Here is a 15,370-nt window from a genome sequence, read left to right as displayed (position 1 = left end):
TATATCCGTTGCTACCGAGTGGCTATCTACAGGAACAGGGCCCTGTTCAAACGCACGAGGAAATCCGCGTCGGGATTGCTCTTCGTATCGCCAAGCCTCTCCTGAACCGCAGCGACGGAAAGGTCTCGCCGCTTTGGCAACCGGGATCTTTCCGCGCCGGCGAGTGCATACGGCATCTCTACGGCCGTGAGGTCCGTGCAGTAGGCGGGTGCACCCGGCTGCTGGCGCCAGGATGTCGCAAGCGATCCGGCATCGACCGCGTCGAACCCCGTATCACCGACAAGCGCCATAGCGACAAGTCGGTCGCGTTCATTGTCTGCAGCGACCGGTATGGCGATCCGATCCGGGTGACCCGCAGGTTTGCCCCGTCGGGCAAAAGAATCGGAACCGAYTGCATTCCAGGCCTTTGCGACTGGTCGGCCGAGCTGTCTGGATACCCAGACGCTCTCGGCTTCGCCCGCCTCGATGTCGGCGATCTCGGTGTCGCGCATCGGATAGTAGTTGGACGTGTCGATAACGACGACGTCCTTTGGAAGAGCGGTAAGTTTGGCAGCGATTTCGGGCAGGCGGTTGAGAGGGATCGAGAGAATCAGGACGTCCACGTCCTCGACGGCCTGTTCGAGCGTTACGGCGCGTCCGCCGAATGCAAGCACTGATGGCGCGATCGTCTCAGGACCACGTGAGTTTGCCACCTTCACATCGTACCCAGTACTGCTGAGTTCACGGACCAGCGTTTTTCCGATGTGGCCCGCGCCAAGAATACCAACTTTCATGATGTTTCCTGTCCTGCTCACGCTGTTACGGCGCGGTTGAGGGCGACGATGTCGTCGTGGGTCAGGCTCTCGCCTCCTTCCATGAAACCCTTGATCAGAGTCTCGCGGTTGTCCGCCGAGCGGTTCGGATCTGCTTTTCCAAGAGCGGTTTTCAGCTCGTCAGCCGTCAGTTCCGTGCAATAGGCAGGCGTGCCCGGCTGCTGTCGCCACGAGGTCGCAAGGCCCCCGGCATCGAAGGCGTCGAAGCCTGTGGCCTCGACCAGTTCCAGCACGCGCGATTTCTTTTCAGGATCGTCGCCCGCGACCGGAAGGGCGATGCGGCCGGGTTGCGTCTTATCTGTGCCTTTCTTGGCAAGGGTCTCGGCAAGCACCGCGTTCCACGCCTTGATGATGGGACGCTCGATCTGCTCGGTGACCCAGACCGCCTCCGGCTTGCCGTCATCGATCTCGGCGATCGCACCGTCGCGGAACGGATAATAGTTGGATGTGTCGATAACGACGACGTTCTCGGGAACGGTCTGAAACAACGCGGCGAGATCGCGATGCGCTGCGAACGGGATGGAGAGGATCACCGCATCCACACCTGTTACGGCATCTTCCCGGGTCGTTGCCGTCGCACCGACTTCTGCGGCAAGGTCGCGGATCGATTCCGGTCCCCTGGAATTGGCAAGCTTGATCTCGTGCCCAGCCGCCGCGAGCTTGCGTGTAAGTGTCGCACCGATGTTGCCTGCGCCTATGATTCCGACCTTCATTATCATTCCCTGGCTGAGAGTATTGAACTCAACGCGCTCCGACGGAGACGTGACTTTTCGTACTCCGGAGAATAGGTATAGGTAGATGATACGGCAAGAACCGACTTAAAAGTGAGTAGCCCACCAGGAGGTAAGTATGGCAATAGAGAGAGACTGGCGTTGCGACGATCCCAAGCAGCAGTTGATCTGGGCAGCAGCGACCAGGGACGCTCTTCAGGTCCTTGAGGGCAAGTGGAAGATTGTCATCATCTGCCAGCTGTTTGGTGCGAAGGGGCCGCTAAGATTTTCGGAACTTGAGAAGCGTGTAGAGGGCGTGAACCAGAAAATGCTCATCCAGCAACTCAAAGAACTGGAGAAAGACGGTATCGTCACGCGAACCGTGTTTCCTCAGGTTCCGCCAAGAGTAGAGTATGCGCTCAGTGAGATGGGGATCGCCCTTGGTCCATCCATGGCGGAACTGATTGACTGGGCTTTTATGCGACGTGACGCACGTGCTGCGGTGTCGCAGGATCCCGCGTAAGCGGCAATACCACTCCCAGCGACCCGAGCGTCGCGCATTGATTTTTAGCAGGCTGTTCGAAGGTTTGCGGGTCGAAGAGAGGGGAGACGCCAACAGGCGCTTGCCCGAAGGAATTAATCGGGCAACCCATGCTCCAACAGGAGTCTGGCTGCATCGCGGTTTGCTTCAACAATTCCACCGTTAGGAATGGATTGCGCCATCACAAACGAGCCCTGGACCAGCGACAATATCTGGATAACGGCCCGCTCGGGGTTTTCCAAAGCGAGCGGCTCAATGAGCGATGCAACGAATTCATGCAGTTCCGTGAAATACTCGGCAATCGTGGCCTGCACCTCCGGCGTGTTTGCCTCGGGTCCGAATTCCGCCAATCCTCGTGCGAATGTACAGCCGCGAAAAGTCTTTGCTCTGAGAGGTTCATCTATCGCATCGAAAATCGCGAGCACGCGCTCCTTCGACGACAGGCCAGGCTTTTCGGTCGCAGTCGCCAGCATCTGGAACCAGATGACTCTCTTGTGGCGAAGATAGGTAGCGATGAGGGTGGCCTTCGAGGGGAAGTGCTTGTAAAAAGTCATCTTCGCCACGCCACTTTCGGCGATAATCCGATCTATCCCGACAGCGTTGATGCTGAGTCGGTAAAACAGGTCCGACGCCGTCTTCAATATGCGTTCACGCGGAGCTAGGGCTTCTAGCGATTGCCCATCCACATCCACGAAGTCTAGCACGCTGCGCCTCTGCATTTTCGTCACCTCAGATTCTTCGCATACACAAGACAGACTAGTCTGTAAATTTTTCGATTGCAAATACATACAGGTCTGTATATCTGTTGGTCGCGACCAATGGAATTTAAAAAGAGAGAACTTAAGATGAGCGGAAAAGTCGTTGTAGTCACCGGTGCGAGCAGTGGTTTCGGAAACCTCACGGTATTGGAACTCGCAAGGCGGGGTCATACGGTGGTTGCGACAATGCGGGACGTTGAGGGAAGAAATGCCAAGGTCCGAAAGGACCTTATCGACGCGGCGAAAGCCGAGGGACATGGGCTGCAAGTCCTTGAAATGGACGTCGCCGACGAGGCCTCGGTGAACGCCACGATCGATCAGGTCGTCAAGCAGCATGGAAAAATCGATGTGTTGGTCAACAATGCCGGACTGATGCCCGTCGGGGTCACCGAAGCCTACACAGTTGCGGACATCGAGCGGCTGTTTGCGGTGAATTTCTTTGGTGCCGTGCGGGCAGACCGCGCCGTGCTGCCGCATATGCGTGCTGCTGGTAGCGGGCTCCTCGTTCATGTGACATCCCTGATGGGTCGGGTGGTCTTTCCGTTCTTCGGCACCTACTCGGCTAGCAAGTTCGCGCTCGAGGGACTTGCGGAAGCCTATCGGTACGAACTGAAGGGCTTTGGAATCGACTCCGTCATTGTCGAGCCAGGACCATTCCCGAGCAATCTCATCTCCTCGAGCCCGGAGCCATCCGACCAGGCCGTGCTTGCGTCCTACGGCGAGGTCGCGGCGATCCCGGGTCAGATCAAGGCCCACGCCAATGATGGACAGGACGAGGCCAATCCCCCGCGCCCCCAACGCGTGGCCGATGCCATCGCGGAGCTGGTCGAGGCTACGGAGCGGCGTCCATTGCGCACGGTCGTCATGCCCGAAGGTCTGGACTACGGTGTCCATCGACTGAACGAGGCCGTACGCCCGATTCAGAACGAGATGCTGACCTCGTTTGGTATGTCAGAGATGCTGTGACAGGAGCCCGAGGATGAGCGCACTTTACAGAACCAAAGTCACCGCGATCGGTGGCCGCAGCGGTACCGTCCGGAGCGAAGACGGCCTTCTTGATCTTCCGCTGGCGCTGCCCACGATGATGGGCGGTAAGGGCGGTGCGACTAATCCCGAGCAACTTTTCGCGGCCGGCTATGCGGCCTGCTTTGAAAATGCGGTGATCCACGTCACTCGCAACAAGGCCACCAGGGTGAAGGATACCGACATCGTGGTCGTGGCCGACGTGGGTTTGCAACCAAATGGCAACGGTGGTTTCGTGCTTTCAGTGGCGCTCGACGTCGCGATCACCGGTCTCGATCGGGCAGCGGCTGAGGAGATCGTGCAGGCGGCGCATGCGACGTGCCCCTATTCGAACGCGGTAAGGGGCAACATCGACGTGGCCATCACCGTTACGACGAACTGATGTCGATGCGGGAGGCGGAAATGGGCGACAACGTCGGTCCATGATCTGCAGATCCGGCTCCCGCATATCCGCTGTTAACGGCTAGCGTAGCTCGAAATCCTCCCTGCGATCGATATCGTCTTCGACCTCGACCTCGACAAGCCCGCGCAGCCTTCAAACGACCCGTCTTAAGCAAGGTCGTCAATTGCAACCGACGGGGTCCGGAACTCTTAAGGAGATTTAACATGACCGCTTATGCCATTTTCATTCAAGAACGTAGCCGCGATGCAGCTGAACTGCAGACTTATGCGGAAATGTTGAGGCCATTGCTGGGGGAATCGGGAGGAACCGTACTTGCCGCCCACGGTCCTCAGGACGTTCTGGAGGGGGCAGCTCCCGACGGTGTGGTGATGGTCAGCTTTCCCACTATGGAGGCGGCACGCGCCTTTTACGATAGTCCCGGATACCAGGCTGCCGTAAAACACCGGTTTCTCGGGGCGGACTATCGATCCTTCATCATAGAAGGGCTCAAATAGGCCCGTGTGCTTTGGTACCCGCCGTGTAATCTCTTCCCATTACAACCATTAAGATGCGCACCGATGAACGACTGCTGTTCTTGAAGAGAATTACATTGTCACGTGGTGAAGATCATCAGCACTTGGGGTAGTCGTCTTGGGTAAACCTAATAGCCGGGTCAATGGTTCAGTTCCTTTCAAGAGCTTAAACCATGAGAAATCGGCTACCTCGGTCTGTCTCGAGCCCAAAAAGCGTTTAGAAAACGTTCGAATGTGCCGTTCACTTCGCCGCGGCGTTCGAACCGCTGCTGGATTTCAAAACAAGATTTAGCCTGTAACCAAGGGCGTCAGCTACCTTCGCAATCGTCCCAAACTCTGGGTTGCCATCGCCACTTAATGCTCGGTAGAGAGCAGGTCGCGTAAGTCCGGTATTCCGAGAGAGATCCGACATGCCGCGCGCGCGCGCGACAACACCAAGAGCGCGAGCGATATGGTTTGCGTCTCCATCTTCGCTAGCAGCTAAAAGATATTCAGCGATCGCTTCCTCACTCCCAAGGAATTCGGCGGAGTCGTACTCAAATGTCTCAAGTGGCATGCGATTACTCCTTCAATTGCTGTGCTAGTTTTTTAGCTAATCGAATGTCTTTGTCCTGGGTACCCTTGTSGCCACCGCAAAGAAGAACATAAACGACCGACCCGTCCCGGACAAAATAGACACGATAACCAGGCCCATAATTAATGCGGAGTTCGCTCACGCCTTCGCCGACTGGCTTTACATCCCCAGGATTTCCCGCAGCGAGACGGTCAATGCGGTCGGCAATTCGAGCTTGAGCACGAAAGTCTTTTAGCGTTTTGATCCAGTCCGCATAATCACGGGTGCGCCTAATCGTGAACATGAGTTTATGTAACCCATAGGGGACATAAACTCAAGGCGGTGGCGCTCTGGGGGCTGGATGTTTTGATCTTTTTATCACAAATGTCAGCCATATGATTGCCGCGGGTCCAATCTTCATCAAATCMGAATSGCCTGTTTTTCCTGTTGCGGCTGTCCATAGCGTTTTGCCCGCTTTGCGTGGCCTAAGACCGAGCACTCCGAGCGCAAATTGATGCAAATACAAGTGACCCAAGCGACGGGGTCGCCGGTTCGTATCTCATCAAGGCGGCGGAAAGTTGCCATATGCGTAGTCGTCTTCGGATCTGACTGGTAAAGTGAGTTGCCAAATTTCAACTCAGCTACAAAAATTCAGCGGACCGGTGGAGGTAGAAGACTCCGCGAAATTCACGCGGAAACTTACATCGCAATCACCTAACTGTTCGCAAGATCAGCATTTATACCGATGGTGAGAGTGATGATAATGCAGGTTAAGCGGAGTCGAGCATCCGGCTGGATAGCTTTGCTTGCGGATGTCATTTGCTCCAAGCGACGATGACGTTCCGGGTGGTGTCGAGACAATATCACTTGCGCCCAGTTGTTCTGGACGAGGCTTGGATTTGGCAATCAACGGAGACATCAGTAGTCAGCATCGGTATCGGTATCGGTGACTTACTAAAAAAATGACTAGCTAAAGCGATCGCCCAGAAAGCGGAAGTTGCGCTTTCTGGGCGATCCACAGGCACGTTCCACAGGGCTGGCTATGTAGTGGCTGTCTTGCTTGCGCGGTTGAAAATCTTGTTCACGACCACGAAAAACACCGGAACAAAAATCACGGCCAGGATCGTGCCTGTCACGGTTCCAAAGAACGTTGCGTATCCTATTGCATGTCTGGCACCAGCCCCTGCGCCACTCGAGATGATAAGAGGTACAACCCCGAGACCGAACGCCAGAGACGTCATCAAAATGGGACGAAAACGTAGCTTTGCGGCCTCCAAAACGGCTTCAACTGCGGTGCCTCCAGTGTGTGCCATTCGCTCACGAGCAAATTCAACAATCATGATGCCGTTTTTGCCTGTCAGACCGACGACCGTTAAAAGTCCGACCTGGAAGTACACGCCGTTTGTCTGATCGCCTATCAGAGCGCCGAGGAGTGCTCCGAGAACTCCCACCGGCATTGCAAGCAAGACAGCGATCGGGATCGTCCAGCTTTCGTAAAGCGCTGCAAGGCACAGAAACATCGTCGCGAGTGCTAGCCCGTACAATGGCAATGCGCCAGCGCCAGCCTCTTTTTCTTCGAGCGATTGTCCAGTCCATTGCAAGGTGAAGCCTGGCGGAAGTTGGGCTGCCAGACGTTCCATCTCTGCCATCGCCTCGCCGGACGAAAAGCCGTCAGCGGCCGAGCCTTCGATTTCCATCGCGGGCAATGCATTGTACCGACTGACCTGCTGAGGGCCGAACACCCAGTTCTGAGACGCGAAAGTTGAGAAATCGACAAAATTGCCGTTAGCATTTTGCACACGCCAAAGTGCGAGATCATCCGGCCCGGTTCTGGCATGGGGTTCTCCTTGAACGTAAACGCGTTTCACTCGCCCTGCGTAAAGGAAATCGTTGACGTAGGTGCCAGACCACACGGTTGCGAGAAATGAACCCACGTCAGCAGCCGTGACACCGACAGCGCCGGCTTTGCTCCAATCAATGTTCAATTCAAACTGGGACGCATCTTCAACACCGTTTGGGCGGACCGCTGTGAGCTTGTTGCTTTGTGCGGCTAGCCCAAGCAACTGATTGCGGGCGGTCAACAGATCTTCGTGTGACTGGCCCGATTCGGCCTGAAGGAACGCGGTGAAACCATTGGAGTTACCAAGCTCCATGACAGGTGGTGGCACAATCGGAACCACAATCGCCTCGTTTATGCCGCCCATCAAAGGCCCGAAAGCGCGCGCTGCAATAGCCTGGGCGGAGTTCTCGGTCCCGGCGCGCTCTTTCCAGTCCTTCAGGCTGACGAACATCATGCCCATGTTCTGACCTTGACCGGCAAATGAGAAGCCCTGAACCGAGAAGACAGAGGCGACGTTCTTGGCCTCGGCGGTCCTGTAGTAGTCCGACACTTTGGCCAAAACTTTCTCAGTATTTTCACTTGTGGTGCCGGGTGGAGTCTGAACGATGGTAAAGAGCGTGCCCTGGTCTTCGCTTGGCAAAAAGGATGTAGGCGTTCGCTGGTACAGTACGACCATACCTGTCACCATGAGTCCGTAGATCACCAACATTCTGATAGGGCGCTTGGTCGCGATTTTCACAATGCCGCCATAGCCATTTGTCAGCCGTGTGAAGTTGCGTTCGAAACCATCGGTAAATCGAGCAGTGATCCCCGTTTTCTTGTGAGTGCTATGCGGCTTCAAAAGGGTAGCACAAAGGGCGGGTGTGAAGACAAGAGCGACGATAACCGACAGAGTCATCGCCGAAACAATTGTTACGGAGAACTGCTTGTACATTTCGCCGGTCGATCCGCCGAAGAAGGCCATCGGGACGAAAACGGCGGAGACGACCATCGCAATTCCAACGAGAGCGCCCGTGATTTCGCTCATCGACTTTTTCGTCGCTTCTTTTGGACTGAGATGTTCTTCCTGCATCAGGCGCTCGACATTCTCGACAACGACGATCGCATCGTCGACCAGAAGACCGATTGCCAGAACCATCGCAAGCATCGTCAATGTGTTGATGGAAAAACCGAATGCAGCCATGATACCAAATGTGCCGAGTAGCACGACTGGAACGGCCAGAGCAGGTATCAAGGTTGCACGAAAGTTATGCAGGAAGAGCAGGATCACAAGGACGACGAGGACGATAGCCTCAAGCAAAGTATCAATGACAGCCTCGATCGACAATTCCACAAAGGGTGTGGTGTCATAAGGAATGACATATTCCACACCCTCAGGCATCGATTGAGCCAGTTGCTCAACACGCGCCTTGACCAGTTCAGCTGTTTCCAGAGCGTTTGCGCCAGATGCCAACTGGACCGCCATCCCGGAGGCAGGCTTACCGTTATAGGTGCTGGCAATCTCGTAGTTTTCTGAACCCAATTCTGCACGTGCGACGTCGCGCAGAAGGACAAGCCCACCATCCGTGTCGGCGCGTAACACAACCCTCTCAAAATCTTCGGGTGTTTTCAGCAGTGACTGTGCGGTCACCGTCGCATTGAGTTGCTGTCCTGCAGGCGAGGGCATAGCACCGAAGGATCCGGCAGAGATCTGCGCATTTTGCGCTGTTATCGCCGAGACGACAGTCGATGGTGAAAGATCGTAATATTTGAGCTTCTGAGGGTCCAGCCAGATCCGCATTGCGTACTCTGAGCCGAACACCTGAACACGCCCCACGCCTGTCAGCCGCGATATCGGCTCGACCATGTAAGAGTTCAGATAGTCCGCCAAATCGATCGCACTGCGCGTGTTGTCACTGGACACTAGTCCCACGACCAACAGGAAGCCTGTCGCAGATTTCTCAACGGTTACGCCTTGTCGCGTGACATCATCCGGCAAGTTTGCCTCTGCCTGGCTGAGTTTGTTCTGGACCTGCACCTGGGCGATGTCTGGATCCGTGCCGAGATGGAATGTCAAAGTGATTTCGGCACGGCCTGTCGATGTTGTCGAAGAATCGATATATCGCAGCCCGTCAAGCCCGGTCATTTCCTTCTCAATGATCTGGACAACCGTATCAGCTACAGTCTCTGCAGAGGCGCCTGGATAGGTTGCGCCGATAACAATCGATGGTCCGGCAATRGTCGGGTATTGCGACACAGGTAAGCCCAGCACAGACAGCGTACCAAGACCCATGATGATGATAGCGATCACCCACGCAAAGATCGGGCGGTCGATGAAGAAATGTGCCATGACTACTTGCTTTCGTTGGCTTGCGCGGCTGTTTTGGCGCTGTCGTCAACAACGGTAACCTCTGCGCCCGGGGTTGCCTTCTGGAAGCCAGACGTAACCACTGCGTCACCTGCTGCCAGACCATCCGTTATGACGAGCTGATTGCCGTCAGCAGTGAAGATTGAAAGCGCTCTCTGTTCAACTTTCGAGTCTTTCACCACCCACGCATAAGGTTCTCCCTTGGTGTTTCTCATGACCGAGCTTTGCGGGACGAGGATCGCACCGTCAGCTTTCGCCTGAGGCAGCTCCACTTCGACATAAAGACCTGGAAGCAAAAGTCGGTCTGGGTTCTCAAAGCTAATACGGAGCGTTACCATGCCTGTGGTGGGCTCCACTCTCGGTTCGGCCGCGGTTAGATTTCCCTTCAGCGGATAGCGGGAGCCGTCGGGCAGGATCAAAGAAGCCGTGGCGGACTTCTCAAGTCCGTTGGCTCCACCTTTCGATTTCCACCTGAGCAAATCCGTCGCAGATTGCGTGACGTCGACGTTGACGGGGTCAATGGTCCTGATCGTTGCCAGAGCCGTTGCTTGTTGTGCCGCGACCAATGCGCCAGGGGTAGTCTCCGAAAAGCCGATGATTCCGTCGATCGGCGCCCTGATCGTCGTTCTGTTGAGATCCAGTTCGGCGGTCGTTAGTTGTGCGCGGGCACGCTGAAGCGCAGCGTCTGCTCTACTCTGCTGAGCTGCGGTACTGTCTCGATTGGAAGCCGTGCCACTCCGGTTTGCGAAAAGTTCGGCAGCTCGTCTGGCGTCGATGACGGCCAGATCGAAGTTTGCTTGCGCTTCGGCCAGCGCCGCTCGTGCCGATTCTGTCGCGCTGACATAGTTATCGTCATCGATCTTGTAGAGGGCCTGGCCCTTTTTCACCAAAACGCCTTCCTCAAAAAGGCGTTCGCGTATGATGCCGGATACCTGCGGGCGTACCTCTGCTTCGGTCGAGGCTTTGATGCGGCCGGGAAGACGGGTCGTGAGCGTATAATCGGTTGTTTTAACAACGGTCACTGTCACCGCCGGGAGCGGAGATTGCTGTGCTATCGCAAGCAAGGGAACCAGGGTGAGAGGAGCGGCAAAAACCAGCCGCTGTCCAAAGTTTTTCGCGTGTTTGAACTTCATTTGGAACCTTTTTCGCTCGAGTTACACGCATTCTCAAGCGCAGAGCCAGTTTGGTAGCTGGCAAAGCTCCGCAATGATTTTGGTCGGATGTTGAACGCACACAGGCCTGGCTCACCCACCAATTTTGCATGAAAACTCGAATTAAATAAACATACCGTATAAATGTAAACAGCGGATTTGAGTCTGTTGCAAGTGTTTTTTCTCAAGGCAACATGGGGGACGTCGAGAACGCCTCGTTCGGCTTCCACCGACGGTGGAGCGCCGTGGGGGGTGGGTCGGTCCGACGCGCCTGATCGTCCAACACATTGGAATGGACACTCAGCTTGAGTGCCGGGTTGGATATGAAGCTGGCCGTTTCAGGACGCTGCGTGCTCGAAAACTGGAGCGCTCCTACAACCGGGTCCTCGATCGCAGCTTTGTGTATCTCGATAAAAATGGACCACGTTTGGCTAGGCCTGGAAACCTTTTATGGCGATTTTGACGAGATCCTGGCCATAAGGAACAAGGGGAAACTCACTTCGCTCCAGGGCCCATTCTTCAACTACCCCCAGGACGACAGCTGTAACCGCAGACGCCGCGGTTTTTGGAGTCCAAGGCGGGGTCAGTCGCTTTATCTTGTTGGCTTTGATGAAGATTCTTTCGATGGCCTTGTAGGAATCTCGATCTTCTTTCGCTACCGGACAGTCGACAGAAATGTCCAGATGTAGCATCAAACGTGTTAATCCGCGTCGCCGCTCATCAGAGTGCATGTCGAGCAGGATCGCCGAGATCACGTCACCGAGCATGTCGAGCGGCTGGCCCTCAACCTCGTTTTCGAGGGCGTCGGCAAGATCCCGCAACGGAAGTTGTGACTCTGCCCGAAGGGCGAAAAGCAGGCCCTGCTTGTTGCAAAAATGCCAATGAACTGCACCCCGGCTCGTGCCAACGGCGGTTGCGATTTCATCCAGAGTGACGTTTTCAAATCCGCGCTCAAGAAAAAGCGTTTCGGCTGCATGAAGTATTTGCCGTTTTGTTTCAGCCGCCTCTTCTTTTGTCCGCTTCATGCCATTCCCTTTTGGTGCGTTCTCTTACCTATTAGAATATGAGGCCCGGTGTCAAATCGCCAAGAACACCCGACAATAGTCTCCGCTCTCCGAAGGAGCATTACCTTTGACATACGGACGGATGGTATGTAAAAGTTGGTTTGTGGAATTTTTATTTTTGGGAAAAACGGGAAGAATAAAAATGGCAAAACCCAAGGACCACGAGCCCAAGAGTTCCTCCCCGAAAACTTCTTCATCGCGCTCGACGGCGCCGGACTTTGGACCAATGGGGCGACTTCTATTAAGAATGCGCCGAGCGCGGCAGAACCGTTTTGACGGCAATGGGGACTGGAGGAGAATCATGGCGCTTGGAGTTGTCACGGTCGACTTCGCGATTCTTGGTTTTTTCTCATCGGCATCAGGACTGTCTGGCTACATGCCGGGAACGGCTTCGATGTTTGGCGGGCTTATCATTTGCATCATTATGCTGAGATTGAGCCGGCCGGCCATATTCTTGGACTGGACCTTCTTCGGCATCGTCCAGGTTCTTCTGGGCATACAGGTACAGACGGGTTTATCCAGCGACGTGCCTGTCGGAACGGCAATGTTCTATCTCGGTCTCGTTGCATCTGCGGTGCTACTGATTGTAATCGGTATTCAAACCCATTTTCCAGAGGGTAGGGCGTGGCTTTTGGCTGGGGGAATTTGTTCAATGATTATTTCGGTTGCGAGTATCGCAGAGGCCGTCACTAGCGGGCACTTGGGGCCTGATAACACTCTTCTTATCACATTGATGATCGCCGGTCTGTCTGTGGTGGGGATGGGAGTATCTCTAAAAAAGAAAACTTCGTAAGATCACAGAATGTTCTGTGTCGCCATTCTGCGGAAAAGTGATCCCTTTCGTCAGACATACGAGCGCGCTTCGCTCGCCGTCTGCAAGGTATCATGACTGACAAGGCAGCCCTGGCGGTTGGGTGGGCGATGCGGTCAACGGTTTGGACATGGCCGCATCGGTTTCACCCCCTGTTTGCTAGAACCGATAGCGGGGACGTCCAGCATTCGATACTGGTAATGGCACATGCTACGACCTGATCGGCCATCGTCGACAAGCTGAGGTCGACGCCCTCGAGGGCGTAGCGTTCGCTCTAACGATTGAGCGGCTGTGCCGACAGTCCTGTGTTGCCTATCTCGGTTTTCGAGGCTGTTGGCGGCACTCCAAGAGAAGTGCTCTACGAGCGGATGAAGAACCGCCTTCGGTGAAGGCCAGACGGACGCCATCGTTTACAATTGCGCCCTTATCGACCTGGCGCGCCACTACGGTTTCCACCCAATGTCATGCAAACCTTGCGGCGCGACCCCAACGGAATGGTCGCCCTTCTTCGGCAGGCCTGTGTCACCGATCATCAGAAAGGCGTCTCGAGCCCCGACGTTCTTGTCGGCCTGAACAGCCAATTCCGTCTCAAGAGGACCGGCATTCCAAATGCCATCCGAAATGAAATGATGCAGGCGGCCGTAGCGTTCGGGCCCAAAGCGTTCTGCCATCGACCGGATACTCTTGCGATCACCCGGACCTATCATCCCCGAATTGTAGACCGGGCACATCTGTCGCCGCTTCTTGTGACCAAGCTTCTCAACGAATGGCTTAAGCCAGTTCGCCAGCGCAACATCCAACTCCGCCATCTCGCGCACCCCGATGAAAGTGCTCAAGATCCCCAAATCATCGTTAATGCAGAATTAATCTCCCAAAGTAGTGCTGGGATGAAAATTATCGGTCAGATGGGGGCGCGTTGCTTTAAAGTACAACATGCGCCCCCGCAGTGCTGACTGGAGATCACACAACTGCCGCTCACGATACAAGCGTCTGGCCAAAATACATACGTTCGGATTGTTTGTAAACGACCTTGGTGAAGTTCTAAGCCGTGGCGTTGGAGCAACACATAGCCCAGTTCCCGTGATTGTTTTTCGTATCGCGACGCATTTTAATTTACAAACAGTCGGATTGTATGTGAGTTGGCGAGGTGCATCTACAGGTGTTCGTGTGATGATTGATTTAACTATGGAAGGGACAACATTATGAACATAAAGAGCCTACTGATCGGCTCTGCTGCGGCTCTCGCAGCAGTATCCGGCGCACAGGCCGCTGACGCTATCGTCGCTGCCGAGCCTGAGCCCTTGGAATACGTTCGCGTTTGCGACGCTTTCGGCACCGGCTTCTTCTACATCCCTGGCACCGAAACCTGCCTGAAGTTCGGCGGTTACATCCGTTTCCAGACCGACTTCGGTCGTAACGAATCCGGCACGTCTGACTGGGATTCTTTCACGCGCGCTCAGTTCCATATTGACACTCGTACCGACACCGAGCTCGGCGCCCTGCGCGGTTTCATTGAATTGCGTGGCGATGCGGACAATGACAGCGAGCGCAGCGTCAGGGTTAATCAAGCTTTCATCGAACTGAGCGGCTTGAGAGTTGGTTATACCTTCACGTGGTGGGATGATGACCTCTCAGGCGAAACCGATATCCTGTCTTCGAACTCAACCCGCGGCAACGCTCTGCGCTACACCTACGATGCTGGCTCCTTCTATGCTGGTATCTCGGTGGAAGAGCTGGAAACCGAGCGTGACGATGAAACAAACCTCGGCATTGCCAAGGGCGGTTTCCTTGAAAATTCGAACAATGTCGGTATCAGCGGTATCATTGGAGCCAAGTTTGGCGTAGTTACCGCAAACCTGCTCGGCAGCTACGACACTGATTATGAAAATGGTGCAATCCGCGCAATCGTTACGGCTGACATTGGGCCGGGTACGTTCGGCCTTTCCGGCGCATGGGCTTCCGGTGCGAACTCTTACTACGAAGAGTCCGAGTGGACGGTTGCTGCTGAATACGCCATCAAGGCAACGGACAAGCTGACCATCACCCCCGGCGCTCAGTACTTCGGTACGGTGGATATCGGCGCTGACAACGACTTCGTTGGTGACCGCGACGCATGGCGCGCTGGTGTGACGGTAGATTACCAGATCACGCAGGGCCTCGCTACCAAGGTTACTGTTAACTACCAAGACGTCGATGGCGACGAAGGTATCGACAGCGGCGCTGGCGATCAGGTTACGGGTTTTGTTCGCCTTCAGCGGACGTTCTAAATCCTGTGAAAGGCAGTGCGGTTCTCCGCACTGCCTCATCTTAATTATTTAACAGAGAACGAGCAGATTGGCGATTGCTACCCTGTATCGAGCAGCAAACTGAGCAAATGGTACCGAAGGCTGGCGAGAGCAGAAGGGTAGCCGGAGCTTCCACCTGCCGGAAGGAAGCAGACGGACGAAAAGGCCGGGCCGATAGGTGGTGTAGCGATTGAAAATCACGGGTCGGCCATCGCGCGAATTGTCATCTCAATTGGCTTCGCGCGATCATGGACGCTTTTCTCAGCCAACGGCATTGGCCTTGTCTTGGATTTTCGCGCATCGAGCGAGGAGTTCTTCGAATGTCTCGGCCTTATCGAGAAGAAGACCGTCTTCCAGCATGCGGGCGTAGTCCTGTTCGAGAGCCGCCCTTCCTTCGCCGGAAGGCGTTAGCGTCACGACCACGCGCGGCTGACCAAACTGCCTGACCAGCCTGGAGAAGAAGCGTCTGGCGGCCCTGCTGTTGCGGCGAGCCTGAACCAGGATATCGAGAACATCGCCATTGGCATCGATGGCGCGCCAGAGCCAGAACTTCCTGCCGC

The 15,370-nt window shown here is 55.2% G+C and carries 15 protein-coding genes and 1 pseudogene; 6 read left to right on the top strand and 10 right to left on the bottom strand.

The window, feature by feature from the left end:
- Positions 1-26: 26 nt before the first annotated feature.
- On the bottom strand, positions 27-794 hold the full coding sequence (locus AB4Z23_RS26690) for an NADPH-dependent F420 reductase (protein WP_441361090.1): 768 nt from the start codon (positions 792-794) through the stop codon (positions 27-29).
- Entirely contained in the window at positions 791-1,525 is a 735-nt protein-coding gene (locus tag AB4Z23_RS26685; protein WP_441361089.1) for an NADPH-dependent F420 reductase, read from the bottom strand. Before AB4Z23_RS26685 ends, AB4Z23_RS26690 begins: the two co-directional genes overlap by 4 nt.
- 136 nt (positions 1,526-1,661) lie before the next feature.
- Here AB4Z23_RS26685 and AB4Z23_RS26680 point away from each other — a divergent pair, with 136 nt between their 5' ends.
- Positions 1,662-2,045: a winged helix-turn-helix transcriptional regulator gene (locus AB4Z23_RS26680; RefSeq protein WP_037078318.1), complete on the top strand. Its 384-nt coding sequence runs from the start codon at positions 1,662-1,664 to the stop codon at positions 2,043-2,045.
- A 113-nt stretch (positions 2,046-2,158) separates the two neighbouring features.
- Here AB4Z23_RS26680 and AB4Z23_RS26675 read toward each other — a convergent pair whose 3' ends face one another.
- Positions 2,159-2,782 carry a TetR/AcrR family transcriptional regulator gene (locus tag AB4Z23_RS26675; RefSeq protein WP_404946175.1) on the bottom strand — a complete coding sequence of 208 codons (624 nt, stop codon included), beginning with the start codon at positions 2,780-2,782 and terminating at the stop codon, positions 2,159-2,161.
- A gap of 126 nt (positions 2,783-2,908) precedes the next feature.
- Between AB4Z23_RS26675 and AB4Z23_RS26670 the strand changes: the two genes are divergently transcribed.
- The 3 genes from AB4Z23_RS26670 to AB4Z23_RS26660 all read left to right on the top strand — a co-directional run bounded on the left by AB4Z23_RS26670 (position 2,909) and on the right by AB4Z23_RS26660 (position 4,741).
- Positions 2,909-3,787, top strand: coding sequence for an SDR family oxidoreductase (locus AB4Z23_RS26670; RefSeq protein WP_441361088.1), 879 nt, complete (start codon positions 2,909-2,911; stop codon positions 3,785-3,787).
- Positions 3,788-3,800: 13 nt separating this feature from the next.
- The gene (locus AB4Z23_RS26665) at positions 3,801-4,226 is read left to right on the top strand and encodes an organic hydroperoxide resistance protein (RefSeq protein ID WP_441361087.1); all 426 of its coding nucleotides are present in this window, start codon (positions 3,801-3,803) and stop codon (positions 4,224-4,226) included.
- 224 nt (positions 4,227-4,450) lie between these two features.
- Positions 4,451-4,741 (top strand): DUF1330 domain-containing protein, encoded by a 291-nt coding sequence (locus AB4Z23_RS26660; RefSeq protein ID WP_441361086.1) that lies wholly within the window; start codon positions 4,451-4,453, stop codon positions 4,739-4,741.
- Positions 4,742-5,000: 259 nt separating this feature from the next.
- On the opposite strand, the gene AB4Z23_RS26655 is transcribed toward AB4Z23_RS26660, so the two are convergent.
- The 5 genes from AB4Z23_RS26655 to AB4Z23_RS26635 form a co-directional block, all read right to left on the bottom strand.
- Entirely contained in the window at positions 5,001-5,315 is a 315-nt protein-coding gene (locus AB4Z23_RS26655) for an addiction module antidote protein (RefSeq protein ID WP_065689125.1), read from the bottom strand.
- A 4-nt stretch (positions 5,316-5,319) separates the two neighbouring features.
- Positions 5,320-5,616 (bottom strand): type II toxin-antitoxin system RelE/ParE family toxin, encoded by a 297-nt coding sequence (locus tag AB4Z23_RS26650; protein ID WP_441361085.1) that lies wholly within the window; start codon positions 5,614-5,616, stop codon positions 5,320-5,322.
- A 736-nt stretch (positions 5,617-6,352) separates the two neighbouring features.
- Positions 6,353-9,481 carry an efflux RND transporter permease subunit gene (locus AB4Z23_RS26645; protein ID WP_441361084.1) on the bottom strand — a complete coding sequence of 1,043 codons (3,129 nt, stop codon included), beginning with the start codon at positions 9,479-9,481 and terminating at the stop codon, positions 6,353-6,355.
- 2 nt (positions 9,482-9,483) lie between these two features.
- A complete protein-coding gene (locus AB4Z23_RS26640) occupies positions 9,484-10,632 on the bottom strand; it encodes an efflux RND transporter periplasmic adaptor subunit (RefSeq protein ID WP_209159910.1) in 1,149 nt (382 codons plus the stop codon).
- A 449-nt stretch (positions 10,633-11,081) separates the two neighbouring features.
- Positions 11,082-11,675 carry a TetR family transcriptional regulator gene (locus AB4Z23_RS26635; protein WP_038497045.1) on the bottom strand — a complete coding sequence of 198 codons (594 nt, stop codon included), beginning with the start codon at positions 11,673-11,675 and terminating at the stop codon, positions 11,082-11,084.
- Positions 11,676-11,856: 181 nt separating this feature from the next.
- Here AB4Z23_RS26635 and AB4Z23_RS26630 point away from each other — a divergent pair, with 181 nt between their 5' ends.
- Positions 11,857-12,507 carry a hypothetical protein gene (locus AB4Z23_RS26630; protein ID WP_209159911.1) on the top strand — a complete coding sequence of 217 codons (651 nt, stop codon included), beginning with the start codon at positions 11,857-11,859 and terminating at the stop codon, positions 12,505-12,507.
- Positions 12,508-12,980: 473 nt separating this feature from the next.
- On the opposite strand, the pseudogene AB4Z23_RS26625 reads toward AB4Z23_RS26630, so the two are convergent.
- A pseudogene (locus AB4Z23_RS26625) lies at positions 12,981-13,334 on the bottom strand (transposase); the annotation flags it as partial.
- Positions 13,335-13,727: 393 nt separating this feature from the next.
- Between AB4Z23_RS26625 and AB4Z23_RS26620 the strand changes: the two are divergent.
- Positions 13,728-14,792, top strand: coding sequence for a porin (locus AB4Z23_RS26620; RefSeq protein WP_112651982.1), 1,065 nt, complete (start codon positions 13,728-13,730; stop codon positions 14,790-14,792).
- Positions 14,793-15,071: 279 nt separating this feature from the next.
- On the opposite strand, the gene AB4Z23_RS26615 is transcribed toward AB4Z23_RS26620, so the two are convergent.
- On the bottom strand, positions 15,072-15,370 hold a 299-nt coding region (locus AB4Z23_RS26615; RefSeq protein ID WP_441361083.1), incomplete at its 5' end, for a DDE-type integrase/transposase/recombinase.

It is taken from the genome of Agrobacterium sp. MCAB5 (genome assembly GCF_052114365.1).
Classification (GTDB): domain Bacteria; phylum Pseudomonadota; class Alphaproteobacteria; order Rhizobiales; family Rhizobiaceae; genus Agrobacterium; species Agrobacterium tumefaciens.
This window is presented reverse-complemented; position numbering and strand designations above follow the sequence as displayed.